This is a genomic window from Nonomuraea rubra, from assembly GCF_014207985.1.
GTDB lineage: Bacteria > Actinomycetota > Actinomycetes > Streptosporangiales > Streptosporangiaceae > Nonomuraea > Nonomuraea rubra.
The window spans coordinates 7,318,478-7,344,477 of record NZ_JACHMI010000001.1 but is presented as its reverse complement, the minus strand read 5'-3'; the positions used below and the strand labels follow the sequence as shown (position 1 = coordinate 7,344,477).

Annotated in this window: 23 protein-coding genes and 1 riboswitch; of the genes, 14 read left to right on the top strand and 9 right to left on the bottom strand. The window is 73.0% G+C overall.

What is annotated here, in order from left to right; translation table 11 throughout:
• The first annotated feature begins 1 nt into the window (after window position 1).
• From HD593_RS33465 to HD593_RS33435, 7 genes are all read left to right on the top strand, one after another.
• The gene (locus tag HD593_RS33465) at window positions 2-2,518 is read left to right on the top strand and encodes a mannose-1-phosphate guanyltransferase (RefSeq protein WP_185105943.1); all 2,517 of its coding nucleotides are present in this window, start codon (window positions 2-4) and stop codon (window positions 2,516-2,518) included.
• Window positions 2,519-2,786: 268 nt separating this feature from the next.
• The gene (locus HD593_RS33460; RefSeq protein ID WP_185105942.1) at window positions 2,787-3,299 is read left to right on the top strand and encodes an FHA domain-containing protein; all 513 of its coding nucleotides are present in this window, start codon (window positions 2,787-2,789) and stop codon (window positions 3,297-3,299) included.
• Between the two features lie 52 nt (window positions 3,300-3,351).
• Window positions 3,352-4,005, top strand: coding sequence for a transcriptional regulator FtsR (gene ftsR, locus HD593_RS33455; RefSeq protein ID WP_221525123.1), 654 nt, complete (start codon window positions 3,352-3,354; stop codon window positions 4,003-4,005).
• 132 nt (window positions 4,006-4,137) lie between these two features.
• Window positions 4,138-4,608, top strand: a complete 471-nt coding sequence (locus HD593_RS33450; protein WP_185105941.1) for a bifunctional nuclease family protein — start codon at window positions 4,138-4,140, stop codon at window positions 4,606-4,608.
• A gap of 147 nt (window positions 4,609-4,755) precedes the next feature.
• The gene (locus HD593_RS33445; protein WP_148432158.1) at window positions 4,756-5,376 is read left to right on the top strand and encodes a MerR family transcriptional regulator; all 621 of its coding nucleotides are present in this window, start codon (window positions 4,756-4,758) and stop codon (window positions 5,374-5,376) included.
• Window positions 5,377-5,456: 80 nt separating this feature from the next.
• A riboswitch (glycine riboswitch) is annotated at window positions 5,457-5,554 on the top strand.
• Between the two features lie 182 nt (window positions 5,555-5,736).
• Window positions 5,737-8,565, top strand: a complete 2,829-nt coding sequence (gcvP, locus tag HD593_RS33440; RefSeq protein WP_185105940.1) for an aminomethyl-transferring glycine dehydrogenase — start codon at window positions 5,737-5,739, stop codon at window positions 8,563-8,565.
• A gap of 187 nt (window positions 8,566-8,752) precedes the next feature.
• The gene (locus HD593_RS33435; protein ID WP_185105939.1) at window positions 8,753-9,562 is read left to right on the top strand and encodes a hypothetical protein; all 810 of its coding nucleotides are present in this window, start codon (window positions 8,753-8,755) and stop codon (window positions 9,560-9,562) included.
• Window positions 9,563-9,571: 9 nt separating this feature from the next.
• Here the strand turns inward: HD593_RS33435 and HD593_RS33430 are convergent, their stop codons facing one another.
• Entirely contained in the window at window positions 9,572-9,913 is a 342-nt protein-coding gene (locus HD593_RS33430) for a hypothetical protein (RefSeq protein WP_185105938.1), read from the bottom strand.
• Between the two features lie 81 nt (window positions 9,914-9,994).
• Between HD593_RS33430 and HD593_RS33425 the strand changes: the two genes are divergently transcribed.
• Window positions 9,995-10,585, top strand: a complete 591-nt coding sequence (locus HD593_RS33425; protein WP_185105937.1) for an alpha/beta hydrolase family protein — start codon at window positions 9,995-9,997, stop codon at window positions 10,583-10,585.
• A gap of 33 nt (window positions 10,586-10,618) precedes the next feature.
• On the opposite strand, the gene HD593_RS33420 is transcribed toward HD593_RS33425, so the two are convergent.
• Both HD593_RS33420 and HD593_RS33415 read right to left on the bottom strand, forming a co-directional pair.
• Entirely contained in the window at window positions 10,619-10,810 is a 192-nt protein-coding gene (locus HD593_RS33420) for a DUF5999 family protein (protein ID WP_080040273.1), read from the bottom strand.
• Between the two features lie 201 nt (window positions 10,811-11,011).
• Window positions 11,012-11,572 (bottom strand): TetR/AcrR family transcriptional regulator C-terminal domain-containing protein, encoded by a 561-nt coding sequence (locus HD593_RS33415; RefSeq protein ID WP_185105936.1) that lies wholly within the window; start codon window positions 11,570-11,572, stop codon window positions 11,012-11,014.
• 116 nt (window positions 11,573-11,688) lie between these two features.
• Between HD593_RS33415 and HD593_RS33410 the strand changes: the two genes are divergently transcribed.
• Window positions 11,689-12,087 (top strand): hypothetical protein, encoded by a 399-nt coding sequence (locus HD593_RS33410; protein WP_185105935.1) that lies wholly within the window; start codon window positions 11,689-11,691, stop codon window positions 12,085-12,087.
• A gap of 57 nt (window positions 12,088-12,144) precedes the next feature.
• Here HD593_RS33410 and HD593_RS33405 read toward each other — a convergent pair whose 3' ends face one another.
• The 3 genes from HD593_RS33405 to HD593_RS33395 form a co-directional block, all read right to left on the bottom strand.
• A complete protein-coding gene (locus HD593_RS33405) occupies window positions 12,145-13,500 on the bottom strand; it encodes an RNA polymerase sigma factor (protein WP_185105934.1) in 1,356 nt (451 codons plus the stop codon).
• Between the two features lie 177 nt (window positions 13,501-13,677).
• Window positions 13,678-14,097 (bottom strand): hypothetical protein, encoded by a 420-nt coding sequence (locus tag HD593_RS33400; protein WP_185105933.1) that lies wholly within the window; start codon window positions 14,095-14,097, stop codon window positions 13,678-13,680.
• A 43-nt stretch (window positions 14,098-14,140) separates the two neighbouring features.
• Window positions 14,141-15,289 (bottom strand): AMP-binding protein, encoded by a 1,149-nt coding sequence (locus HD593_RS33395; protein WP_185105932.1) that lies wholly within the window; start codon window positions 15,287-15,289, stop codon window positions 14,141-14,143.
• Between the two features lie 91 nt (window positions 15,290-15,380).
• Here HD593_RS33395 and HD593_RS33390 point away from each other — a divergent pair, with 91 nt between their 5' ends.
• Both HD593_RS33390 and menD read left to right on the top strand, forming a co-directional pair.
• Window positions 15,381-16,274, top strand: coding sequence for an o-succinylbenzoate synthase (locus tag HD593_RS33390; RefSeq protein ID WP_246548994.1), 894 nt, complete (start codon window positions 15,381-15,383; stop codon window positions 16,272-16,274).
• Window positions 16,271-17,932, top strand: a complete 1,662-nt coding sequence (gene menD / locus HD593_RS33385; protein WP_185105930.1) for a 2-succinyl-5-enolpyruvyl-6-hydroxy-3-cyclohexene-1-carboxylic-acid synthase — start codon at window positions 16,271-16,273, stop codon at window positions 17,930-17,932. Before HD593_RS33390 ends, menD begins: the two co-directional genes overlap by 4 nt.
• Window positions 17,933-18,052: 120 nt before the next feature.
• Here menD and HD593_RS33380 read toward each other — a convergent pair whose 3' ends face one another.
• Complete coding sequence (locus HD593_RS33380) at window positions 18,053-18,949, bottom strand: 5'-3' exonuclease (protein WP_185112279.1); 897 nt, start codon at window positions 18,947-18,949, stop codon at window positions 18,053-18,055.
• Window positions 18,950-19,031: 82 nt separating this feature from the next.
• The gene (locus HD593_RS33375) at window positions 19,032-20,237 is read right to left on the bottom strand and encodes a PP2C family protein-serine/threonine phosphatase (RefSeq protein WP_185105929.1); all 1,206 of its coding nucleotides are present in this window, start codon (window positions 20,235-20,237) and stop codon (window positions 19,032-19,034) included.
• Window positions 20,238-20,381: 144 nt separating this feature from the next.
• Here HD593_RS33375 and HD593_RS33370 point away from each other — a divergent pair, with 144 nt between their 5' ends.
• Window positions 20,382-21,491, top strand: coding sequence for a M24 family metallopeptidase (locus HD593_RS33370; RefSeq protein ID WP_185105928.1), 1,110 nt, complete (start codon window positions 20,382-20,384; stop codon window positions 21,489-21,491).
• Here HD593_RS33370 and HD593_RS33365 read toward each other — a convergent pair.
• Complete coding sequence (locus HD593_RS33365) at window positions 21,488-22,075, bottom strand: HD domain-containing protein (protein WP_312903881.1); 588 nt, start codon at window positions 22,073-22,075, stop codon at window positions 21,488-21,490. The two genes, HD593_RS33370 and HD593_RS33365, sit on opposite strands and share 4 nt — an antisense overlap.
• A 41-nt stretch (window positions 22,076-22,116) precedes the next feature.
• On the opposite strand from HD593_RS33365, the gene HD593_RS33360 reads away from it, so the two are divergent.
• Both HD593_RS33360 and HD593_RS33355 read left to right on the top strand, forming a co-directional pair.
• Window positions 22,117-22,875: a protein phosphatase 2C domain-containing protein gene (locus HD593_RS33360; protein WP_185105927.1), complete on the top strand. Its 759-nt coding sequence runs from the start codon at window positions 22,117-22,119 to the stop codon at window positions 22,873-22,875.
• A gap of 92 nt (window positions 22,876-22,967) precedes the next feature.
• Window positions 22,968-25,946, top strand: a complete 2,979-nt coding sequence (locus HD593_RS33355) for a helix-turn-helix transcriptional regulator (protein ID WP_185105926.1) — start codon at window positions 22,968-22,970, stop codon at window positions 25,944-25,946.
• Window positions 25,947-26,000: the final 54 nt, after the last annotated feature.

Below are 26,000 nucleotides of genomic sequence, written 5' to 3'. Positions count from 1 at the left end.
GGTGAAGGCGGTCGTCATGGCGGGCGGTGAGGGCACTCGGCTGCGTCCCATGACCGCCAACCAGCCCAAACCCCTGCTTCCCGTGGCCAACCGCCCGATCATGGAGCACGTCCTGCGCCTGCTCAAGCGGCACGGCGTCACCGAGACGGTGGTGACGCTGCAGTTCCTGGCCGCGCTCGTGCGCAACTACTTCGGCGACGGCGACGAGCTGGGCATGAGCCTCCAGTACGCCACCGAGGACATCCCCCTCGGCACCGCCGGCAGCGTCAAGAACGCCGCCGACCGCCTCCGCGACGATCGATTTCTGGTGATCTCCGGAGATGCCCTGACGGATATCGATTTATCCGACATGATCCGTTTTCACCGCGAAAATGGCGCCCTTGTCACGATCGGCCTCAAACGCGTCCCGAACCCGCTCGAATTCGGGATCATCATCGTGGACGACGAGGGCCGCGTACAGCGCTTCCTGGAGAAACCCACCTGGGGCCAGGTCTTCTCCGACACCGTCAACACCGGCATCTACGTCATGGAACCCGAGGTCCTCGACGCCGTCGCGCCCGGCGAGCCCGTCGACTGGTCCTCCGACGTGTTCCCCGCCCTCCTGGAGCGCGGCGCCGCCATCTACGGCTACGTCGCCGACGGCTACTGGGAGGACGTCGGCACCCACGACAGCTACCTCAAGGCCCAGGCCGACGCCCTGTCCGGCAAGGTCGAGCTGGACCTCGGCGGCTTCGAGCTCTCCCCGGGCGTCTGGGTGGCGGACTCGGCCTCGGTGGACCCCGACGCCGTGCTCAAGGGCCCGCTGCTCATCGGCGAATACGCCAAGGTGGAGGCGGGCGCCGAGCTGCGCGAGTACACCGTGCTCGGCAACAACGCGGTCGTCCGCGAGGGCGCGTTCCTGCACCGCGCGGTCGTCCACGACAACGTCTACCTCGGCCCCGGCGCCCACCTGCGCGGCTGCGTGATCGGCAAGAGCACCGACGTGATGGCCGGCGCCCGCATCGAGGAGAACGCCGTCATCGGCGACGAATGCGTCATCGAGGCCGAGGCGTACGTCTCCAGCGGCGTCAGGGTCTACCCGTTCAAGACCATCGAGGCCGGCGCGGTCGTCAACACCAGCGTCATCTGGGAGTCGCGCGGGCAGCGCAACCTGTTCGGCCCGCGCGGCGTCAGCGGCCTGGTCAACGTCGAGATCACCGCCGAGCTGTGCGTGCGTCTGGCCAGCGCGTACGCCACCACCCTCAGGAAGGGCGAGTACGTCGTCGCCTCCCGCGACTGCTCCCTGGCCGCCAGGGCGCTCAAGCGGGCCGTCATCGGCGCGCTCACCGCCGGCGCCATCAACGTGCTCGACCTCGAGGCCGCCCCGCTGCCCGTCACCCGCTTCCACACCGCCCGCGAGTCGGCCGCCGGCGGCATCGCGCTGCGCACCACCCCCGGCGACCCGCAGAGCGTGGACATCGTCATCATGGACGACCGCGGCGCCGACCTGCCGCCGGCCGCGCAGCGCAAGCTGGAGCGGGTCTTCTCCCGCCAGGAGTTCCGCCGCGCGTTCCCCGGCGAGATCGCCGAGCTCGCCTACCCGGCCAGGGCCTTCGAGGACTACACCCACGAGCTGCTGCGCAACGTCGGGGTCAGCGGCGTACGGGACATGAAGGTCGTCGTGGACTGCGCGGGCGGCACCTCCTCGCTGGTGCTGCCCACCCTGCTCGGCCGGGTCGGCGTCGAGGTGCTCACCGTCAACGCCCGACTCGACGACGTCTCGCCCACCGAGACGCTCGCCGAGCGCCGCCGCGACCTGCAACGCCTGTCGGAGCTGGTCAGCAGCTCGCGGGCGGCGTTCGGCGTGCGGTTCGACCCGGTCGGCGAGCGCATCGCCCTGGTGGACGAGAAGGGCCAGCTCATCAGCGAGGAACGGGCGCTGCTCGTCGTGCTCGACCTGGTCGCCGCCGAGCGCAGGGGCGGGCAGGTGGCGCTGCCGGTCACCACGACCCGGGTCGCCGAGCAGGTGTGCCGCTTCCACGGCGTGCAGGTGCAGTGGACCTCCACCGCGCAGGACGCCCTCACCTCGGCCGCCGCCGGGCCCGACATGATCTTCGCGGCCGACGGGCGCGGCGGCTTCGTCGTGCCGGAGTTCAGCCCCGCGATCGACGGGCTGGCCGCGTTCATCCGCCTGCTCGGCCTGGTCGCCCGCACCCGGCTGTCGCTCAGCCAGATCGACGCCAGGATCCCCGAGGTCAAGCTGCTCAAGCGCACCGTGCCCACGCCCTGGGCGGCCAAGGGCGCCGTGATGCGCTCGGTCATCGAGGCGGCCGAGGCCGAGGCCCAGCCCGGGGACCAGGGGCTGCGCGTCGACACCACGGACGGCGTGCGCGTGACCCGCGGCGACGGGAGCTGGGTGCTGGTGCTGCCCGCCGCCGCCGAGCCCGTCACCGACCTGTGGGCCGAGGCGGGGGACGTGGACGGCGCCCAGGCCCTCATCGAACGCTGGGCCCGGATCGTGGAACAGGCCGCGGGGTGATAGCGTCACACGCTGTGATCGAAAAGGCTTTGCCGAAGATGTGCCCAGGGAGTGCCGCAAGATCGTGATGTAGAAACGCGCGGCGGCATGGACCACGGGGCGGGGGCGGCGGTACCTTTGTCTGCGTCCAAACCCAACGTGCAGCGCCCCGCCTTGACCTTTGCCGCTGATCAGCGTAAGTTGCGGCATTCGCAAACTTGAAAAAGCGAAGCGAGGCGCGCCCTGAGCACCGTCGCCGCGTCTTCGCGGTAGGAGGCCGAGCCGATCGATGCCGAGCGTCTACTGCACGCAGTGCGGGCACGCCAACCCCGAGGATGCCCGTTTCTGTTCCCGCTGTGGGTCACCGCTGACCAGACCCGAGGTCTCCGGGGATACCACATCGACGATCTCCGTCGCGGGAATCGAGGCGTACGAGGCTGAGACAGGCGACATGCTCCTGGCCGAGCGGGCGCTGGTCGAGCAGCTGCCGCCAGGCGCGGCGTTGCTCACCGTGACCAGGGGGCCCAACCAGGGCAGTCGTTTCCGGCTCGACAAGGACCTGACCACCACCGGGCGCCACCCGGAGAGCGACATCTTCCTCGACGACATCACCGTCTCCCGCCGCCACGTCGAGTTCTACCGCCACCGCGGCGGCCAGTTCTCCGTGCGCGACGTGGGCAGCCTCAACGGCACCTACGTCAACCGGGAGCGGATCGAGGAGGTTCCTTTGCACTCCGGAGACGAGGTGCAGATCGGCAAGTTCCGCCTTCTCTTCCTGATGCGGGGCAACTCCGGCGCATGAGCGGGCGCAGTGGGCGACTCAAGATGACGGGCGGCCGTTCGCGGGAGGCCGGATGAGCTCTCAGGCGGCACGCTCCCACATGAGCATCGGGGAGGTGCTCGCGCTCCTGCAGGGCGAGTTCCCCGACGTGACGATCTCCAAGATCAGGTTCTTGGAGGGCGAGGGGCTGATCGAGCCCGAGCGCAGCCCGTCCGGCTACCGTAAGTTCACCCACCTGCACGTGGAGCAGCTGCGCTTCATCCTCACCGAGCAGCGTGACCACTACCTGCCGCTGCGGGTGATCAAGGACAGGATGGCCGAGAGCTTCGGCCGGCCGCGCGCCCTGCAGCAGGCCCAGGAGACCAGGCTCAGCCGGGCCGAGCTGCTCGAGGCCGCCGGCATCGACGAGGAGACCCTCACCGAGCTCGAGGACTACGGCCTGCTGGCCGCCGTGGCCAGGCGCTACGACGAGGAGGCGCTCAAGGTGGCCCGCACCGTGGGCGCGCTGGCCCGGTTCGGGCTGCACGCCCGGCACCTGCGGGCGGTCAAGGCGGCGGCCGAGCGGGAGGCCGGTCTGGTCGAGCAGACGGTCGCCCCCATACTCAAGCGGCGCCGCCCGGGAGCCATCGGTGAGGCCGACGAGGTCGCCAGGGAGCTTTCCGCGCTGCTGCTCGACCTGCACGCATCCCTTGTGCGCACGGGCGTGCGATCGGTCCTGGGCCGCTGAGGCCGTAGCGAGCTGGGAGGCGAGGGCACATTCCAGGCCCGCTGGGTGTTACGTTGAATTGCGAAGCCAAGTCAGCAGAAGCGATGATCGAAGAGCTGTGCCGGGTGACCGGTCAGGAATACGGAGCAGCCCGTGTTGCAGATGGAGGTCGTGGGCGTTCGAGTTGAAATGCCCACTAATCAGCCGATCGTCTTGCTCAAGGAGGCACACGGGGAGCGGTTCCTTCCTATATGGATTGGCATGCCCGAAGCCACGGCCATCGCGCTGGCCCAGGCGGAGGAGCCTCCGCCGCGGCCGCTCACCCATGACCTCTTCCGCGACGTGCTGAGCGCCCTGGGTGTCGGCCTGCGTGCGGTCAACATCGTCGCGCTGCGCGACGGCATCTTCTTCGCCGATCTGGTGTTCTCCAACGGTGTGGAGGTGAGCGCGCGGCCGTCCGACTCGATCGCGCTCGCCCTGCGCACCGGGGCCCGCATCTTCGCCAGCGAGGAGGTCGTCCAGGAGGCCGGGGTGATCATCCCGGACGACCAGGAGGACGAGGTGGAGAAGTTCAGGGAGTTCCTTGACACGATCACTCCCGAGGACTTCGGCAGGGCGGGGTAGGTATTTCAGTGCATTTACGCTTCACGACGCGCCGAGCCGGATCGTTGACTGAGCATGGTCACGGTCCTACGGTGCAAGTGAAACCCGTGGTCGCCCTTTACGAACCCCCAGATCAGGCCACGGGATGAGAGAAAGCCGGAGGTCCGCGTGGCGGTCAGCAGCGGCGAGGGAAAGACGGCCGGCCAGGAAGATCCGGTGCGGCGCGAGAGCGCGCGGCAGCGTGCCGGGGAGCAGGGTCTGCTCTTCGACGAGCAGCCGACGGCGCTGCCGGGCGACATCGGATACCGCGGGCCGACGGCCTGCGCCGCGGCCGGCATCACCTACAGGCAGCTGGACTACTGGGCGCGCACGGGCCTGGTCGAGCCGACGATAAGGGCCGCGCACGGCTCGGGCTCCCAGCGGCTCTACAGCTTCCGCGACATCCTGGTGCTCAAGGTCGTCAAGCGGCTCCTCGACACCGGGGTGTCGCTGCAGCAGATCCGCACGGCGGTGCAGCACCTGCGTGACCGCGGGGTCGCCGACCTCGCGCAGATCACGCTCATGAGCGACGGTGTCAGCGTCTACGAGTGCACCTCGGCCGACGAGGTGATCGACCTGCTCCAGGGCGGCCAGGGCGTGTTCGGCATCGCGCTCGGGCGGGTCTGGCGAGAGGTCGAGGGCTCCCTCGCGGAGCTGCCGGGGGAACGCGCGGCGGTCGAGGACACCGTCCCGGCCGACCATCCCGCTGACGAACTGGCCCGCAGGCGCCGCGCCCGCCGTACCGGCTGAGATCCGGCCAGGAGAGGGCACGCGTGGTCCGGTGAGCGGTTATCGGGGCCTACCGTAGTAATCTAGGACAGTAAGGCTGACGACCCCGTGCGGGAGAGTCCCCGGGCACCTGGTCCCGGGGCGCCGAAGGAGCAACCCTCCCCGGAATCTCTCAGGCATCCAGTACCGCTCGGGTGAGGCAACTCTGGAAAGCAGGCGCGCCCGCCAGGCGCGCCTCACCGACGGTGCAAGCCCCACCGGGGGTGAAGCTCTCAGGTCGTGGCGCCGCCGCACATCGCGGGGCCGCGCTGACAGAGGGGGAGACCCGGCACTCGTCCGCGCCCTGGCGCCGGTCTCCATACGCCTCGGGAGGCACACCCCATGACCGATCTGTCAGCTCCGCCGTTCTCGTCCAGGCATATCGGCCCCTCGGAGCCCGAGCAGCTGCGCATGCTCGAGGCCGTGGGCTTCGAATCCGTCGCGGACCTGGTCGCGGTGGCCGTTCCCGAGGCGATCAGAGCCAAGGACAGGCTCAAGCTGCCCGCCGCGATCGGCGAGGCCGAGGCCATCGCCGAGCTGCGCGCGCTGGCCGGGCGTAACCGGGTGCTCACCTCCATGATCGGCCTGGGCTACTACGACACCGTCACGCCCGGCGTCATCCGCCGCAACCTGCTGGAGAACCCGGGCTGGTACACCGCCTACACCCCGTACCAGCCGGAGATCTCGCAGGGCCGCCTGGAGGCGCTGCTGAACTTCCAGACGGTCGTCTCCGACCTCACCGGCCTGCCCGTCGCGGGCGCGTCGCTGCTGGACGAGGGCACCGCCGCGGCCGAGGCCATGACGCTGGCCCGCAGGGCGGGCAAGTCGAAGAGCGACGTGTTCGTGGTGGACGCCGACGCGCTGCCCCAGACCAAGGCCGTGCTGGCCACCAGGGCGGAGCCGCTCGGCATCACGCTGGTCGAGCACGACCTGGACGGCGAGCTGCCCGAGTGCTTCGGGCTGCTCGTGCAGTATCCGGGCGCGTCCGGGCGGCTGCGTGACTTCCGCGCCGTGGCCGCCGCCGCGCACGAGGCGGGCGCGCTCGTCGTGGCCGCCGCCGACCTGCTGGCGCTGACGCTGGTCGCCGCGCCCGGAGAGCTGGGCGCCGACATCGCGATCGGGTCCTCGCAGCGGTTCGGGGTGCCGTTCGGGTTCGGCGGGCCGCACGCCGCGTACATGTCCGTACGCGAGGGCCTGCAGCGGCAGCTTCCCGGACGGCTCGTCGGCGTGTCCGTGGACGCCGACGGCGACCCCGCCTACCGCCTGGCCCTGCAGACCCGCGAGCAGCACATCCGCCGCGAGAAGGCCACCAGCAACATCTGCACCGCCCAGGTGCTGCTCGCCGTCATCGCCGGCATGTACGCCGTCTACCACGGCCCCGAGGGCCTGCGCGGCATCGGCCACCGCGTGCACCGCCACGCCACCGCCCTGGCCGAGGGGCTGCGCGGCGGCGGCGTGGAGATCGTGCACGGCGAGTTCTTCGACACGGTGCTGGCCCGCGTGCCCGGCAGGGCCGCCGCCGTCGTGGCCGCCGCGGCCGAGCGGGGCGTCAACCTCTGGCAGGTGGACGCCGACCACGTCTCCGTGGCCTGCGACGAGAAGACCGGCGCCGCCGAGCTGGCCCAGGTGTGGGCGGCGTTCGGCGTGAGCGCCGCGGTGGCCCCCGAGGACGCCCCCGACGCGCTGCCCGCCGACCTGCTGCGCGAGAGCCCGTACCTGACCCACCCGGTCTTCCACAGCCACCGCTCCGAGACCGCGATGCTGCGCTACCTGCGCAAGCTGCAGGACAAGGACATCGCGCTGGACCGCTCGATGATCCCGCTCGGCTCGTGCACGATGAAGCTGAACGCGACCACCGAGATGGAGCCGATCACCTGGCCCGAGTTCGCCGCGATCCACCCGTACGCGCCGGACGACCAGTCCGAGGGCTACCGCGAGCTGATCGGCACGCTGGAGGGCTGGCTGGCCGAGGTGACCGGCTACGACGCCGTCTCCATCCAGCCGAACGCCGGCTCGCAGGGCGAGTTCGCCGGGCTGCTGGCCATCCGCGCCTACCACCGCGCCAACGGCCACGGCGAGCGCGACGTGTGCCTCATCCCGTCCTCCGCCCACGGCACGAACGCCGCCAGCGCCATCATGGCCGGCATGCGGGTCGTGGTCGTGGCCTGCGACAGCGACGGCAACGTGGACCTGGCCGACCTGGACGCCAAGATCGACAAGCACCGCGACGCGCTGGCGGCGATCATGGTGACGTACCCGTCCACGCACGGCGTGTACGAGGAGACGATCACCGAGGTGTGCGCCAAGGTGCACGAGGCCGGCGGCCAGGTGTACGTGGACGGCGCCAACCTCAACGCCCTGGTCGGGCTGGCCAAGCCGGGCGAGTTCGGCGCCGACGTGTCCCACCTGAACCTGCACAAGACGTTCTGCATCCCGCACGGCGGCGGCGGCCCCGGCGTCGGCCCGGTCGCGGTCCGCGCCCACCTGGCCGGCTACCTGCCCGGCCACCCGCTCCACAACGGCACCCCGGTCGGCCCCGTCTCGGCCGCCCCGTACGGCTCGGCGGGCATCCTGCCGATCTCGTGGGCGTACGTCAGGATGATGGGCGCCGACGGCCTCACGGCGGCCACCGAGCAGGCCATCCTGTCGGCCAACTACCTGGCCAGGCGCCTGGCCCCGCACTATCCCGTGCTCTACACGGGCCGCGGCGGCCTGGTGGCGCACGAGTGCATCGTCGACCTGCGGCAGATCACCAAGGAGACCGGCGTCACCGTGGACGACGTGGCCAAGCGCCTCATCGACTACGGCTTCCACGCGCCGACCATGTCGTTCCCCGTGGCCGGCACCCTGATGATCGAGCCGACCGAGAGCGAGGACCTGAACGAGCTCGACCGGTTCGTCGACGCCATGATCGCCATCCGCGGCGAGATCGCCAAGGTGGCCTCCGGCGACTACGACAAGACGGACAACCCGCTGCGCAACGCGCCGCACACGGCCGAGGCCGTCACCGCCGACGAGTGGCCGCACCCGTACAGCCGCTCGGAGGCCGCCTACCCGCTGCCGTCGCTGCGTGACGGCAAGTACTGGGTGCCGGTGCGCCGCATCGACCAGGCCTACGGCGACCGCAACCTGGTGTGCTCGTGCCCGCCCCTGGAGGCGTACGAGGACTGAGGCCGACACGCGCGGGGCGCGGCATCGCGCCCCGCTTCGCCGGGCTTGTCCTGGAACGTGTTCGGGCAGGTCCGGGCGGGCACGGCGATCGGGGGCCTGGTGCGGGCCAGTCCTTCGGTGTCAAGTGAGCAGACATGATCGCCGTTAGTCGTTAGGCTCGGTGCGACCGCCGCCCCAAGGAGCTCTCTTGACGTCCTCAGAGCTGGAGACCCCGCCCCTCGACACCGCCCGCCTGCTGGCCGAGCGCGGTGACCTCGACGCCGCCGCCCGCATACTCGGCGAGCTGGCGGCGGACCCCGACGGGCCCGACAGGGCGCAGGCCGCGGTCGGCCTCGCCGTGGTGCTCGAACAGAGTGGCGACGTCGAGGGCGCCAGGGCCGCGGCCAGGACCGCGCTGGCCACCGGCCACCCCGAGTACGCCGCCCAGGCCGCCTGCCACCTGGCGCAGGGGTTCGAGCGGGAGGGCCGCGAGGAGCAGGCCAGGGGCGCCTGGCAGGCCGTGCTGGGGGTCGGGACGGCCGCGTACGTGCCGCTGGCCCACCTGGCGCTGGCCCGGCTGGCCACGCGGGCCGAGCACCTGGAGGAGGCGGAGAAGGAGTTCCGCGCCGCGATGGAGACCGGCGCGCACGGCGGTGAGGAACGGATCGGGGCGCAGGCCGCCGCCGAGCTGGCGGAGCTGATGATGGACCACGCCGAGCCCGGCGCGGCGGCCGAGGTGCTCCTGGACGCCCTGGAGTTCGCCCCCGGGGACGAGGTGCCGGGGCTGCGGGTCCAGCTCGGCATCGCGCATCTGGAGCTGGCCTGCGCCGAGTTCGCCGAGAGCGTCGAGGGCGGGGCCGACGCGGGGACCAGCGCGCTGGCGATCGAGCTGCTGGCCCGCACGCTGCCGCTGCGCGGGCGCGCCGAGGACGCCGGACGCGTCTGGTCGTACGGGCTGGAGCACGAGGACGAGACGCTGGCCGCCGAGGTGCGCCTGCGCTACCACCGCGACGCCTGAGCCGGGGGCTCAGGACCTGCGCATGATCGCGACGGCGGCGGCCACGTTGATCAGCACGATCGACAGCCACGCGACGAACAGCCCCTCGCCGCCCGCGCTGGCCGCGATGGCCGTCAGCGGCACGCCGATGCCCAGCGAGCCCAGCACGATCGGGACCATGGGCGCGGTCGGGTGACGGCGCTTGACCCGCACGGGGTCCGCATGGTCCAGCTCGGCCCGCACGCGCGCGGCGATCGTGGCGTCGAGGCGTTCCACGAACGAGTCGACGAGCGCGGTCTCGTACTCCGGCCCGAGGTCGCGGCGCGCGTCGAGCGTGGCCTGCAGATCATCCCGGAGGCGTTTGTCTGGCATAGGAAAATCATCCTCGCCGCGCGGCGCGCCGTCATCCGCCCTGAGGGCTAGGGGCCGATCCTCCCCAGGTACGGTGCTGCCATGCAGGTGATGACGCCGAGAGGGCCGGCGCTGGTCGAGTTCGACGAGGCCGCGGACCCGCGGCTGCTGCTGGTGCTGACCCACGGATCGGCCGGGGGAGTGGAGGCTCCCGACCTGCTGGCGGTCCGCGACGCCGCGCTCGCGGCCGGGGCCAGCGTGGCCAGGGTGACGCAGGCGTTCAGGGTGGCGGGGGCGCGGGCGCCCGGCTCGCCGGTCAAGCAGGACGAGGCCTGGGAGATCGTGCTGCGGGAGGTGCGCGCGGGCCGGTCCGGGCTGCCCCTCGTGCAGGGCGGGCGGAGCAACGGGGCGCGGGTGGCGTGCCGTACGGCCAGGGCGGTCGGCGCGGCGGCGGTGGTGGCGCTGGCCTTCCCGCTGCACCCGCCGGGGCGGCCGGAGCGTTCCAGGGCCGAGGAGCTGCGCGGGGCCGGGGTGGACGTGCTGGTCGTCAACGGGGATCGGGACCCGTTCGGGATCCCCGACGCGGCGGACGCCGCGGAGCTGGTGGTGCTGCGGGGGGAGAACCACGACCTGAAGCGCGACCCCGCCAGAGTGGGCGAGGTCGTCGCCGGATGGATCATGCGCTACGCGTGACCGGACGGCCCCGCGCAGGAACGCGGGCGGCGGTCAGGCGGCGCCGACCACGGGCCGGTGCGGTGCGATGGCGGTGCCGCTGGGCAGGAGCTCACCGGTGTCCTCGAACAGGACGACTCCGTTGCAGAGCAAACTCCACCCCTGCTCGGGGTGGCAGGCGAGGGTGCGTGCCGCCTCGCGGTCTGGCGCCTCGGCATCCGGACAGGCCGGGTCGTGCGGGCACATCGGCGTGCCTCCGATATCTCGTGGGATGCTCCCGTTCTGGAGGGGCGGGAGCCGGCTCGGGTAGTTGTGCTGGCAAGTGTGCGACGTGTGTCACTCGTTCCGACATAGCCCGTTCGGACTGTTACAGGAGGATCCCTGGATCGTGTGACCTTCGACACAGCGTGCCTTATGCAGGATAACGGTCCAAGCGCGACACGCGCATCACGTTTGCAATCCCTTGAGAAGAGCGTCGAGTCCGCGCTCGAAGTCCACATCCGCTCTTTCGTCCCGCCTGACCCATTCATCAACTTCCGGGTCGGCCCATCCCGAATGTTGCACCTCGACCGCCACGCTGCCGAACACGAAGGCCCGCAGCGCGCGTACGGCCTCGGCGGCGCCCTCCAGGCCCCCGTCGGAGAGCTGCTCGACCTGCTCCCTGATGGCCAGGGCGGTGGCGCCCTTGGGCGGCTTGGTCAGCGCCAGCGCCAGCACGCCCGGATGGTCGCGCAGCAGCTCCCTGCTGGCCCGGCACCACGCCTTGGCCGTCTCCTGCCAGGTGGGGCCCTGCTCCACCTGTACGGCCGTGACGTGCTCGGCCAGCGCGTCCATCAGCGCCTCCTTGCCGCGCGGCAGGTGGTGGTAGATGGCCATGGCCTCGACCTGCAGGGCATCGCCCAGCCGGCGCATGGTCAGGCGGCGCAGGCCCTGGCTGTCGGCGATGTGCAGCGCGGCCTCGATGATGCGCTCGCGGGACAGGGGCACGGGCGGTCTCTTGGCGGGCATGGAGATCATCTTACTATGTAAAGGCGCTCGCTCCGGGGCGATTTCCGCCCGTGTCGCGGGACGGCGTACTCTTGGCGGTTGAACGAGTACCGACAGCTTGTGAAGGGGCCGGGTCGATGGCGTTTTTCCGTCCGCGGGTGAGCCGGGAGGCAGAGGTCCGCTACCACGCGGACCAGGAGATCTCCAAGAGCTTCCCCGAGTTGCTCGAGAAGGCCAGGCAGGCCGAGCAGACGCTGCGCGAGCTGCGTGCCGCCGCGGCCGACGAGATCGAGCTGCTCGCCGCCGGGCGGGCGTTCGACAAGGCGCTCACGGAGGCGCTCAGGGCCGCCGAGGCGGGGCAGCGGGCCACGTTCGGGGTGAAGGCCTACGATGACCGGATCGCGCGGCGCAAGGCCAAGGCCACGCCCGCGGGGGCCATGTGGACGTCCGAGGTGGAGCGCCTGCGCACGCTGCGCGAGGACAACCGGATGTGGGGCATCCCGCGGGTCCCGCGCCCGCTGCCCGCCACCGCCTGAGCCGCGGATCGGACACGAAAAAAGCCCCGGCACCACGCGGTGCCGGGGCTTTCACGTTCAGCTGGCCCAGTCGAGCAGCGGGCGGGTGTTGCTCGGGTGACGCAGCTTGGACAGCGACTCCTTCTCCAGCTGGCGGATCCGCTCCCGGGTCAGCCCCAGGTGCTTGCCGATCTCGTCCAGCGTGTGCGGCTTGCCGTCCACCAGGCCGAAGCGCAGTGCCATGATCTTGGACTCGCGCGGCGACAGGTTGTCGAGCACGCCCCGGAGCTGGTCGCCCAGCAGCTGGCGGTCGACGATCTCCGACGCCTCGGGGGAGTCGACGTCCTCGATGAGGTCGCCGATCGTGGTCTCCCCGTCCTCGCCGATCGTCGCGTTCAGCGAGATCGGCTGGCGGCTGGTGCGCAGCAGCTCCTCGATCTGGTCCGGCGTCTTGTCGAGCTCGACGGCCAGCTCCTCGGGCGTGGGCTCGCGTCCCAGGCGCTGGTGCATGTCACGCTCGACCCGCGACAGCTTGGAGAGCATCTCCAGCACGTGCACGGGCAGCCGGATCGTCCGGGCCGAGTCGGCGAAGCCGCGCTGGATGGCCTGCCTGATCCACCACATGGCGTACGTCGAGAACTTGAAGCCCTTGGTGTAGTCGAACTTCTCCACGGCCCTGATCAGCCCCAGGTTGCCTTCCTGGACGACGTCCAGCAGGGACATCCCGCGGTCGGTGTACTTCTTGGCCACCGAGACCACGAGCCGCAGGTTGGCCTCCAGCATGTGGTCCTTGGCCTGCCTGCCGTCCTCGATGACCAGGTGCAGGTCCTCCTGGACGGACGGGGGCAGGTCGGGCTGGGTCTCCAGCTTGTACTCGGCGTACAGGCCGGCCTCGATCCGCCTGGCCAGCTCGACCTCCTGGGCGGCGGTGAGCAGGGTGCGGCGGCCGATGGACTTGAGGTAGGTGTGCACCGAGTCGCCCATGACGGACTGCGTGTCGTCCAGGTCGAGCGGCTCGTTCTCCAGCTCGGCGTCCTCGCTCAGCAGGACGTCGTCAGGCACGTCCTCCTCGTGCTCGGGCTTGGCCTCGGACGGCGTCACGGCCTTGGCGGCGGCCGAGGCGGAGGTTTTTGCCTCGTCGGCCTTGCGGCCGGTAGTCTTTGCCCGCGAGGTCGTCTTCTTGGCGGTGGACGTCTTCTTCTGGGTCTGGGTCTTCTTCGGGGCAGTGGCGGTGAGGGACGGCTCACCCTCGGCGGCCAGGCTCACGCCAGCCTCTGACAGTTCACGCAGGATCGTGCGGCCTTCAGAGGGGCTGATGCCGGCCTCGGCGAACGCGTCACGCAGCTCGGCCAGAGAAAGGTGACCCTGGGCTCGCCCTCGTTCAATCAGCTGGTCGAGAGTTGCGGGTGGGGTCGCCACGGCGGTTCTGGGCATGAGGACACCTCCTCCGTACGGAGTGGAAGCGATCAGGCAGGTTGTGGTGGGGCGGTTTCACGTCCGCACGGCGCACCAGTATCAATAACGCCAATCGCCGTCATTTGTTCCCGTACGCCCCTGCGGGAGGAAAAGGGGGCGGATCGCCCCATATGCCCAACCGACCTGGCAGTCGAACTATTCCGGCGGGGCCTGCCCCTGCTCCACCTGGCCCTGCTCAACCTGGCCCTGCTCCACCTGGCCGGGGCCGACCTCGACCTGTCCAGGTCCGACCTCGAACTGGCCCGGTGTCACCTCGGGCATCGGCATGGGCTGGGCGTCTTCCATCCGCTCGTCCGTCCAGTACTCGAGGACCTCGCGGGGATCGGGGTTGACCTCGGTGGAGACCACGATGTCGTCGTCCGACGTGGTCCCCGGGGCCGGAACCTGCCCCTCCTGCGGCTGACCGGACGGTGACGCCTTCTCCACCACGGCTCGGGTCTCCCTCGCGACCTGGTCGAGCTTGCCCGCCGAGGCGGCCGCCGCGACTGAGGCGCCCCCGACGACGATGACGCCGACGACGGCCGCGGATGCCCACATCTTGCGGGTCTGGTCCATGAAGGCTCCCTCCTTCTCCCCAATTTGACGCAGCCGCAACTCGTCAGGTTCCTGCCCTCAGGCGTACCAGATCGGTCTTGCCGTTCGGCAGCAGCGGCAGCCGGGAGACGAACCGCAGCTCGCGCGGGGCGGCATGAGGGGGAAGCCTATCGCGGCAGTACGCCCTCAATTGCTGAAGTGTGAGGGGTGTGTCGGGATTGGTGGGGACCACGATGGCGGTGACCAGCTCGCCCCATTCGGGGTCCGGCGTGCCGATCACGGCCGCGTCGGCGATCTCCGGATGGGCGCACAACACGTCGGTGACGGCGGCCGCCACGACCTTCTCGCCGCCGGTGTTGATCACGTCGTCGGCCCTGCCCAGCACGCGCAGCCGGCCCTCGCGCAGCTCGCCCAGGTCGGAGGTGACGAACCAGCCGCCGTCGAACGGGGCGGGCGGTACGCCGAACCGGTAGCCCGAGAACAGCACCGGGCCCGCGATCCTGATCAGGCCGTCCTCGCCGATCTTGACGTCCACGCCGTGCAGGGGCCGCCCGTCGTACACGCAGCCGCCGCTGGTCTCGCTCGACCCGTACGTCGTCACGATGCGCGCCCCGCGCCGCCTGGCACGCTCCAGCAGGCCCGGACGGGCCGCGGCGCCGCCGAGCACGATCGTCCTGAACACCGACAGGTCCGCCCCCGTCTCGACCAGCCGGTGGAGCTGGGTGGGCACGAGGGAGACGTGATCGGCGCCCGAATCGAGGACCGCGCGGGGGTCGAAGGCCGCGTGGATGATCGGCTCGCTGTCCGACAGCAGGGCGCGTACCAGGACCTGCAGGCCGGAGACGTGGGAGACGGGCAGGCAGCACAGCCAGCGCTCGCCCCTGGACGCCTCCACGCGCCGCAGCGAGGCCGCCGCGGAGGCGCGCAGCGCGCCGGCGGAGAGCAGCACGCCCTTGGGCGCGCCGGTGCTGCCGCTGGTGGCGATCACCACCGCCACGTCGCCGGGGACGCCCTCACCGCCGGCGAGCGGGGCGCCGCCGAGGTGCGTGGGGCGCAGCGCGGCCAGCGCGGGCTCCGCGTGGCCGGGGGACAGCGGGAGGACGGCGGGCCCATCACCGGACAGGGCGTCACGCACCGCCACGAACAGGGCAGGTCCCGGAGGCTGCACAATGGCATGCAGCGGACGGTCCGGATGCGACGGGTTCCTCCACATGCTCGTAAGGTTAATGGCGACAGGTCGGACAGCGGCGCAGGGGAGGGTCGTGACGCGTTCTCCCGGGGCTCCCGTGGTCTTCCGGATCCCGATGCGCACACGGTTCCGGGGGCAGACCGTCAGGGAAGGGGTGCTGCTGCACGGCCCGGCGGGGTGGGGCGAGTTCTCGCCGTTCCCCGGGTACGGCCCGCGCGAGTGCGCCCGCTGGCTGGCGTGCGCGCGCGAGGCGGCCTTCGAGGGCTGGCCCGAGCCGGTGCGCGACAGCGTGCCGGTCAACGCGACCGTGCCGGCCGTGGACCCGGAGCGCGCCCACGAGCTCGTACGGAGCTCCGGCTGCGCCACGGCGAAGGTCAAGGTGGCCGAGCCCGGGCAGGAGTTCGGCGACGACCTCGCCAGGGTGGAGGCCGTGCGCGACGCGCTCGGGCCCGCCGGGCGGCTGCGCGTCGACGCCAACGGCGCCTGGGACGCCGGCCAGGCCGTACGCCGGCTCAAGCGGCTCGACCGGTACGACCTGGAGTACGCCGAGCAGCCGTGCGCCACGCTGGAGGAGCTCGCCGCGGTGCGGCGGGCCTGCGACGTGCCGATCGCCGCCGACGAGTCGATCCGCAGGGCCGAGGACCCGCTGCGGGTGCGCGCGGCCGAGGCCGCCGACGTCGCGGTGGTCAAGGTGCAGCCGCTGGGCGGGGTGCGCGCCGCGCTGCGCGTGGTGGAGGCGTGCGGGCTGCCGGCCGTGGTGTCCAGCGCCGTGGAGACGTCCGTGGGGCTGGCGGCCGGGTTAGCACTGGCGGCGGCGCTGCCCGCGTTGCCGTACGCGTGCGGGCTCGGCACGAGGTCGCTGCTGTCGGGCGACGTCGTGGCGGACCCGCTGGTGCCGGTGGGCGGCCGGCTGGCGGTCCGGCGACCACCGGTAGATTTTCAGCATTTGTCGGATTTTGAGATTGAATCTCCCCAGTGGCTTCGCCGGATGCAGGAGGCGTCACGTTGAACCCCGCTACCGCGCTGGCCACCGTACTGGTCGACGAGCTGGTGCGCTGCGGCCTGACCGACGTGGTGCTGGCCCCCGGCTCCCGCTCCGCCCCGCTCGCGCTCGCCCTGCACGCCGAGTCCCGGGTGCGCCTGCACGTGCGCGTGGACGAGCGCTCGGCGTCGTACCTCGCGCTCGGCCTCGCCAAGCGCTCGGAACGGCCCGTCGCGCTGATCTGCTCCTCCGGCACCGCCACCGCGAACTTCCACCCGGCCGTCATCGAGGCGAGCGAGTCCGGCGTACCGCTGCTCGTCCTCACCGCCGACCGCCCGCCCGAGCTGCGCGGCACCGGCGCCAACCAGACGATCGACCAGATCAAGCTGTACGGCACCGCCACCCGCTGGTTCGCCGAGGTCGGCGTGCCCGAGGACCGGCCGGGGCAGGTCGCGTACTGGCGTTCCCTGGCCTGCCGCGCCTACCAGCGCGCCGCCGGCGCGGGCAACCCCGGCCCCGTGCATCTCAACCTGGCCTTCAGGGAGCCGCTGATCCCCGACGGCGACACCGGCTGGTGCGAACCCCTCGACACCGGGGCGGGCGGCCCCTGGGTGCGCGCCCGCGTCGCGCCCCCGCCGATCGCCCTGCACATCCCGCCCACCAGGCGTGGCGTGCTCGTGGTCGGCGACGGCGCCGCGAACGTGCGCCGCTACGTGGCGGCGGCGGGCATGGCCGGCTGGCCCGTCCTGTCCGAGCCGAACGGCGGCGGCCGCTACGGCGACCACGCCATCTCCGCCTACCACTACCTGCTGGGCACGCCCGAGTTCGCCGACGCGCACCGGCCCGACGTGGTCGTCACGCTGGGCCGTCCCGGGCTGTCGCGGCCGCTGCTGTCGTGGCTGCGGCGGGCCGGCGAGCACATCGTGGTGTCGCCCGACCTCGACCGCTGGCCCGACCCCACCCGGTCGGCCACGCAGGTGGCCCAGGCCGTCGAGATCCCCGTCGCCTCCGGCGACGACTCCTGGCTGCACGCCTGGCGCCAGGCCGACCTCGCGGCCCGCGCGGCCATGGACGAGGTGCTCGACCTGTCGGGCACCAGCGAGCCGCGCCTGGCCCGGGACCTGGTGGACGCGCTGCCGAACGGGGCGCTGCTGTTCTGCGGCTCCTCCATGCCGATCCGCGACCTCGACCAGGCGATGCGGCCCCGGCGCGGGATCCGGCTGATGGCGAACCGCGGGGCCTCCGGCATCGACGGGCTCGTCTCCACGGCCATGGGGGCCGCACTGGCGCACAACGGGCCGTCGTACGCGCTGCTGGGGGACCTGTCGTTCCTGCACGACCAGAACGGGCTCATCCTCGGGCCCCGCGAGCCGCGGCCCGACCTGTGCTTCGTGGTCGTCAACAACGACGGGGGCGGCATCTTCTCGCTGCTGCCGCAGTCGGCCGTGCGGGATCCGTTCGAGCGGGTCTTCGGGACGCCGCACGGGGTGGACCTGGGGTATGTGGCGGCGGCCACGGGGACGCCGTACACGCTGGTGGGGGATGTGGGGGAGTTGCCCAAGGCGTTGCGGGGGGAGGGGCCGCGGGTGGTCGAGGTGCGTACGGACCGGGAGGAGAACGTGCTGGTGCACGCCCGGTTGCGGGACGCGGCTCAGGACGCTGTGCGCGCTTACCTGGCGGGCTGAACGGGCCTGGCCCTGGCGTGCTCGGGTCCCGGTTGAGCGCCGCGATGTGCGCCGGGCCCCGCCGCACCACGTCTCGCCGACGCGGCGAGCCGGGAGCGCCGGTGCGGGTCGGGAGCCGGGTCAGCGGGCGAGGGTTTCCAGGAGGCGGTTGAGGGGGCTGTCGAGGCCGTAGCGGTCGGCGAGCTGGACGAGGGCCTCCGGGTCGCGGGGTTTGGCGGGGAGCGTGAGGTCGGCGGGCGGGAGCGGGGCGTCCGGGGCGACCTTGACGACGGCGGGGGCCGCCTCCAGGTAGTCGCGGGCGGCGGCCAGGCGGGTGCGGCTGCCGGCCGGGAAGCCGTCCGTGACGCCCGCGTCCAGGGCCTCCAGGAGGGCGGGCAGGGAGCCGAAGCGGGTGATCAGCGCGGCGGCGGTCTTCTCGCCGACCCCCGGCACGCCCGGCAGCCCGTCGCTGGGGTCGCCGCGCAGGGTGGCGAAGTCGGCGTAGGAGCGGCCCGGCACGCCGTACTTGGCGGCGACGAACGCCTCGTCCACGATCTGCAGGTTGCGGATGCCGCGCGCGGTGTAGAGGACGCGTACGGGACGGGAGTCGTCGACGAGCTGGAACAGGTCGCGGTCGCCGGTCACGATGTCCACGGCGCCGTCGCCGGCCTGATGGGTGAGGGTGCCGATGACGTCGTCGGCCTCGTAGCCGGGCGACTCCAGGCGGGCGATGCCGAGGGCGTCGAGGACGTCCTGGATGACCGCGATCTGCGGCACCAGCGCCTCCGGCACCTCTTCGGTGTCGCCGTGGGCGACGCGATGCGCCTTGTACGTCGGGATCGCCGCCACCCGGAACGCGGGCCGCCAGTCGGCGTCCATGGTGGCCGCGAGCGCCGTGGGGGAGTGCTGGCGCACGAGGGTGGCGATCATGTCGATGAGCCCGCGTACCGCGTTGACCGGCGAGCCGTCGGGAGCCTTGATCGACTCCGGGATGCCGAAGAAGGCGCGGAAGTAGAGGGATGGGGTGTCCAGAAGCATCAGCACCCGTCTATGGTCGCACTCCGCCGGGGTCCTCGCAGGTCCTCGTCGTGCCGGTTCATGACCGGCGCACCCGGTTGCGTCACTCCGGGCCGAGCACGCCCACCACCAGCAGGCACGCGTCGTCCTCCGGGTTGGGGCCGCCGATGTCGGCGAGCAGGCGGTCGAGGCCCGCGTCCAGGTCGTGGCCCTCCAGCTTGCGCGCCGCCGCCATGGCCAGGTCGAGGCCGACGTCGATGTCGCGGGTGCGCCGCTCCACCAGCCCGTCGGTGAACATCAGCAGCAGGTCCCCCGGCTGCAGCCGGGTGGTGGCCAGCTCGTACGGGCTGCCGGACGCGGCCCCGAGCAGCACCCCCCTGGGCTGGGGAAGCTGGCTGGCCATGCCGCCGCGGACCAGGATGGGCGCCAGGTTCCCCGCCTGCCCCCAGGCGAACACCCGGGTCTGCGGATCGAAGTGGCCGATGATCGCGGTGGCGGTGGTGTCCTTGAGCTGGTGCAGGACGAGCTCGTTCAGCCAGTCGAGCAGCCGGTTGGCGGCCTGCCCGGTCATGGCGAGGCCGACGAGGGCGTGACGGAGCTGGGCCATGCGGGAGATCGCGGGCAGGCCGTGGCCGGAGACGTCCCCGATGGCCAGGAGCTGGCGGCCGTCGGGGGCGGGTGCCGCCTCGAACCAGTCGCCGCCGAGGTTCGCGGTCTTCTCGGCTGGTACGTACCTGACGGCGATCCTGGTCTGCGGCAGGTCGAGGCAGCCGTCGGGCTCGGGCAGGATCGCCTCGCGCAGCGCGAGCATGACGTGGCGGTCCTCGGCGGCCCGCTCGCGGGCCTCCAGGAGCTGGCGGCGCGACTCCGAGACCATGCGTTCCGCGCGGCGGCGGCCGGTGATGTCCTGGATGACGCCGTGCATGCCGATCGTGCCGCCGGGCCCGGCCAGCGGCTCCAGGACGACGCGCAGGTCGCGCAGGTCGCTGGAGCCGCCGCCGCGGCGGATGCGGAACTCGGCCTGCACCGGCTCGACACCCTGCACGACCGACCACAGCAGGCGGTCGAGCGTGGCCACGTCGCCGGGCTCGACGTGCTCGGCCAGGTCGGGCAGGGCGATGGGGCCCTCGCCCGGGTCGCGGCCGAAGATCACGTACACCTGGTCCGACCAGATCGTCTCGCCCGTGTGCAGGTGCCATTCGGCCCAGCCCATGTTGCCGAGTCGCTGGGCGTGTGCCAGCCGTACGGCGAGCACCTCGGCGTCGCTCTCGTGCCCGAGCAGCTCGGCCCCGCCTATGACGTCGACCATGTGTCTCACTCTCGACGCGCGGTGGAATCCGACAATTGGCCCCACACTATGTGATCGACCGTGAACGGTGTGTAGTGGAAGCTTGGTGCGTGGTGAGACCTTTCCCCGGATTTTAGGAGGGGTGGCCCGGAGTAGATTGGGCCTGTGACGTCCTCAGACCTGTATCCCGTGTCCCGTCTCGCCGCCGTCCAGGAGGCCACCGCCAAGGCCGGCCTCGACGCCCTGCTGCTCACCCCCGGCCCCGACCTGCGTTACGTCAGCGGCTACGACGCCAAGCCGCTGGAGCGGCTGACGTGCCTGGTGGTGCCCGCGTCCGGGGAGGCGTACATGATGGTGCCCCGCCTGGAGCTGCCCGCCGCGCAGGCGTCGCCCGCCTCGCGGCTGGGGCTGGAGTTCGTGGCGTGGGACGAGACCGACGACCCGTACGCGGTCGCGGCGGCTCGGCTGGGCCGCGTGAGCAAGGTGGGGCTGGCCGACCGGATGTGGGCCATGTCGTCGCTGCGCTTCCGCGAGGTGCTGCCCGAGGCCGAGCAGGTGCTGGCCGGCAGCGTGCTGCGGGAGCTGCGGATGCGCAAGTCGCCCGCCGAGACGGCGGCGCTGCGCGAGGCCGGGCAGGCCATCGACTCCGTGCACCGGCAGGTGCCGGAGCTGCTGCGGGCCGGGCGCACCGAGCGCGAGGTGGCCAGGGACATCGCCGAGGCGATCCTGGCCTCCGGGCACGACACGGTGGACTTCGTGATCGTCGCCTCGGGGCCCAACGGCGCCAGCCCCCACCACGACGTGTCCGACCGGGTCATCCAGGCGGGCGAGCCGGTCGTGGTGGACATCGGCGGGCAGCTGCACAACGGCTACTGCTCCGACTCCACGCGCACGTACAGCGTGGGCGAGCCGCCGGCCGAGTTCGCCGCGTACTACGAGGTGCTGCGGCAGGCGCAGGAGGCGGCCTGCGCGGCGGTGCGGCCGGGGGTGTCGTGCGAGTCGATCGACGCGGCCGCCCGCGAGATCATCGCCGAGGCGGGCTACGGCGAGTACTTCATCCACCGCACCGGGCACGGCATCGGCATCGAGACGCACGAGGAGCCGTACATCGTCTCCGGCAACGGCGAGCCGCTGGAGCCCGGGTTCGCGTTCTCGGTGGAGCCGGGCATCTACCTGCCGGGCCGCCACGGCGCCAGGATCGAGGACATCGTGGTGTGCGCCGAGAGCGGCGGCGAGCGGATGAACGACACGCCCCGCGAGCTGGTGATCGTCTAGGCTCCCCGCCCGCCACCGGCGATCGGGTACGCGTTCTGGAAGGCCAGCCGGGCGTCTGCGCCGTCGGCGAGGCCGGTGAGCAGGTCGTCCAGCTCCATGAACACCTGCCAGCCGGGCGCCCGGCCGGCCAGCCGGTCCGCCACGAGCTGCTCCAGGTCCGGCACCCGGCGCGCCTTCCACACCTTGTCCGCCAGGCTCACCAGGTGGTCCTCGAACGTGGTGCCCTCCCGCGTCCAGGAGCCGTGCGTGCGGGCGAAGCGGGCCAGGCGTTCCGGCACGCCATGGGCCAGCAGCAGCCGGTGGCCGGCCGGCTCGTGGGCCGAGCCCGGGCCCGACAGCTCGCCCGGGTGCAGGACCTTGCCGATGTCGTGGGTGGCGGCGCCGTACAGGACGGCCTCCGCGTCCACCTCCACCGCCGGATGGCGGGCGGCCAGCCACTCCAGGACGCCGGCGGCCACGTCGTGGACGGCGCGCAGGTGGGCGGCCAGGCGCGGCGGCGCGTCCAGCGAACGCAGCAGCGCCTCGGCCGCGCCGGGCAGCAGGCGCGGGGGCGGGTCGGTCAGAGCACGCTCCAGAGGGGACACGCTGCCACGATAGGGCGTGCGGCTGTGACACAGTCGCTGTCATGTTCGCGGAGATCACGTACGCCACCAGGCCGGGCTCGCGGCGGCCGAACGAGGACCTGGTGATCGCCGGGCCCTCCTGGATCGTCGTCCTCGACGGGGCCACGGCCGCGGACGGGGTGGACAGCGGGTGCGTGCACGACGTCGCCTGGCTGGTGGGGCGGCTCGGGGGAGCGCTGGCCGCCCGCCTGGCGGCCGGTGACGGGGGGCCGCTGGCGGACGTCCTGGAGTCGGCCATCGAGGAGACGGGGGCCGCGCACGCGGGCGCCTGCGACCTCGGCAACCCCGACTCGCCGTCGGCGACGGTGGCCATGGTGCGGGTGGCGGATCGGGTCGAGTACCTGGTGCTGGGGGACTCGGCGGTGGTGCTCTCCGGGACCAGCGGAGCGGCCCGGGTGGTCAGCGACGACCGGCTGGAACGGCTGCCGGGCGGGCGGCCGTACAGCCTGGAGCTGGTGCGGCGGATGCGGAACGCGCCCGGCGGGTTCTGGGTGGCGGCCGCCAGGCCCGAGGCGGCCAGGCAGAGCGTGACCGGCGAGGCGGACGCCGGGGACGTGGCCGGGGTCGGGGTGTTCACCGACGGCGTGGCCCGGTTGTGCGACTGGTACGGGTGGAGCTGGGAGTCCGTGCTCGGCCTGCTCGCGGGACGCGGTCCCGAGGCGGTGATCGGGGCCGTGCGGGAGGTGGAGGCGGCGCGGGGGCCGGTACGGGGCAAGCGGCACGACGACGCCACGGCCGCCTGGGGGCGGCTGGTGCGCTGAATCGTGGAATGCCCGGGTCGGGGCGCTGCTGAGGTGTATCAGGCGCAGTCTGCGCCGCTCTGGAATGTCGAGGGCGGCGGAGGGAGCGCGGCATGTTCGTCGGCAGGACGGCGGAGCTCGCCTCACTGCGTGCGGAGCTGCGCGCGGCAGGCGGCGGATCCGTCAGGCGGGCGGTGGTCGAGGGGCCCGAGGGCATCGGCAAGACCGCGCTCATCCGCCACGCGCTCGACGGGGAGGCGGGCGTGCGGGTGCTGGCCGTCAGCGGCGAGGAGAGCGAGCGGGAGCTCGGGCTCGGCGTCGTACGGCAGCTCATGGACGAGGCGGCCCTGCTGGGGCTGGGGCTGGGGCTGGGGACGGACGAGCGCGCGGGCGGGGGGAGCGCGGCGGCCTTCCCGCAGGACGCTGCCCGGGGCGGGGGGATCCGGGCGGCGGACGAGGCGGATTCCTGCGCGGCCGGGCAGGCGGTGTGCGAGCTCGTGGCGCGGTCGCCGGTGCCGGGGACGCTGGCGGTGGTCGTCGATGACGCGCAGTGGGCCGACAGGGCGTCGCTGGGTGCTCTGAGCTACGTGCTGCGGCACGTGCGGGCGGGCCGCGTGCTCCTCCTGGTCGCCTGCCGCGACCTTGCCGACCCCTGGCTGCCGGACGGCCTGCGGCGGCAGCTCGCCGGTGACGGCACGCTGCTCATCACGCTCGGCGGGCTGAGCGCGGGCGACCTGGCCGAGCTGGCCACCGATCCCGCGCTGACGGCCGCACGCCGGGAACGCGGCACGTACGGGTCGCCGGCGGACGCGGCAAGAGAGGCCCTGGCGGCACTGCGGTCGGACGCGTCCCGGTGGGGTGCCGCGGCGCGGCGGTTGCGGGAGCACACGCTGGGCAACCCGCTGCACGCCCGCGCCCTGCTGGCCGTCCTGGCCCCGGCGGTCCTCGCCGATCCCGGCGTGCGGCTGCCGGCGCCGGAGACCTACCGGCGCCCCTTCGCCCGCCGCCTGCACGCCTGCGCCCCCGCCACCCGGCGGCTCGTCGCGGCCTGCGCCGTCCTGGGCGGGAGCTGCCCGCTGCACGTGGCGGCGGCCGTGGCCACCGGGATCGACGAGCCGCTGAACACCCTGGAGGAGGCCGTCACGGCCGGGCTGCTGCGCGAGCTGCCCGGCCGACTGATCGACTTCCCCGAGCCGCTGGCCAGGGCCGCCGCCTACGACGGGATCGGCGCGGGCGCCCGGGCGCGGCTGCACCTGGCCGCCGCCCGGCTGGCCGACGACGACGGCGCGGCGCTGCGGCACCGGGCCGCCGCGGCGGACGGGCCTGACGAGGCGCTGGCGGAGGAGCTGGCGAGGTTCGCGGCCAAGGCCGCACAACACGGGCTGTGGCAGGAGGCCGCCGCCCACCTGGAGCTGGCCGCCGGTCTCACGCAGTCGCCGGCGCGCCGCGACGAGCTGCGCACGGCCGTTCTGGAACACGTCCTCATCGGGGGCGACGTGATCCGCGCGGCCGAGCTCGCCGCCGTGCGCAACGCCGACCCACGGCCGGTGCGCCGCTACGTGCTGGGCCGCCTCGCGCTGGCCGCCGGGCGCTTCGACGACGCGTCCGAGCTGCTGGCGGAGGCGTGGCGGCACGCGGAGCCCGGGTTCGCCGCCGACGTGGCGGAGCAGCTGTCCTGGCTGCGGCTGGTCACGGGGGACCGCGCGGAGGCGGCGAACTGGGCGCGCCTGTCGGCCGGGCAGCCCATCGCGGGGCCGGTCGCCAGGCCGTACGACGTGCTGGCGCTGGGAGGGGCATCCGGCGCCGGCGCGCCACCCGGCAGCCTCGCCGAGGCGGTGGCGCACCTGGAACGCGACGAGGCGGGCCAGGCGTGCGCCGTGCTGAAGCGGGCCGTGACCGCCGCGGAGGCGGCGGGGCTGCCGCACCACCGGCTGCTGGCGACCGCGCTGCTGTCCGTCGCCGAGCACGGCCTGGCGCGCTGGGACGAGGCCGTGGCCCACGCGGAGGCCGCCCTCGCCGAGGCGTACGCCCTGGGGCAGCGCTGGCTGCTGCCGTGGCTGGAGGCCGCCTGCGTGGCGCCGCTGGCCGCCAGGGGCGATCGCGAACGGGCCCTCGCCCACGCCACGGCCGCCGGCGTGGCCGCCCGCAGGATGCGGCACGCGGCGGGGGAGCACCAGGCGGACCTGGCCATGGCACTGCTCGGCGCGGGCGACCTTCCCGCCCGGCCCGGCGCCGGTGCTCTTCCCGACGGGCGGTGGTCCGGCGCGAGCGATCTCGCGGACGGGCGGTTCTGCGCGGGCACCGGGGGCGTGGTGCCGGATCCGCGGCCCGCGCGCATCGAGGCGCTGGTCGCCGATGGGCGGCTGGAGGAGGCGGAGCGGGTGCTGGCCGCGTACGAGCGGGCCGGGCCCAGCAGCAGGCCCGACGGCGGGCAGAGCAGCGGGCACAGCGGCGGGGATGGCTGCGGGCACAGCGGCGGGGATGGCTGCGGGCACAGCGGCGGGGATGGCTGCGGGCACAGCGGCGGTCCCGGCGACGGACAGAGCGGTGGGCCGGGCGGCGGGCGGCGCTGGGAGGCGGAGCGGGTCAGGCTGGAGGGGCTGCTCCTGGCCGCTCGGAACGTTCCAACCAGGGCCGAGGAGGCGTTCGGGCGGGCGCTGGAGCTGGCCGGGGCGGGCGGGTGCCCGCTGGAGGAGGCGCGGGCGCTGCTGGACCTGGGCAGGCTGCTGCGCCGTACCGGCAGGCGCAGGGCGGCGGCCGAGCGGCTCGGGGCGGCACGCGCGATCTTCGACCGGCTGGGCGCCCGCCCGCTGGTGGAGCGCTGCGCCCAGGAGCTGGAGGCGTGCGGCCTGGAGCCGCCCGCGACCGTCAGGCTCGGTCTGACGCCGCAGGAGCTCAGCACGGCCACGCTGGTCGCCGGCGGCCTGACGAACCGGCAGATCGCCAGGGAGCTGCTCATCAGCGTCAAGACCGTCGAGTACCACATCGGCAAGATCTACACGAAGCTCGGCATCGGCTCCCGCGTGGCGCTGGCCGCCAAGCTCGCCGCGTACGGCCCGGAGGTGTCGTTCCCGGCGGGCGAACCAGGCTGATCGGCCACGCAGTGATACCTTGATCGGCAGATCATGATCATGAAACAATTCCCT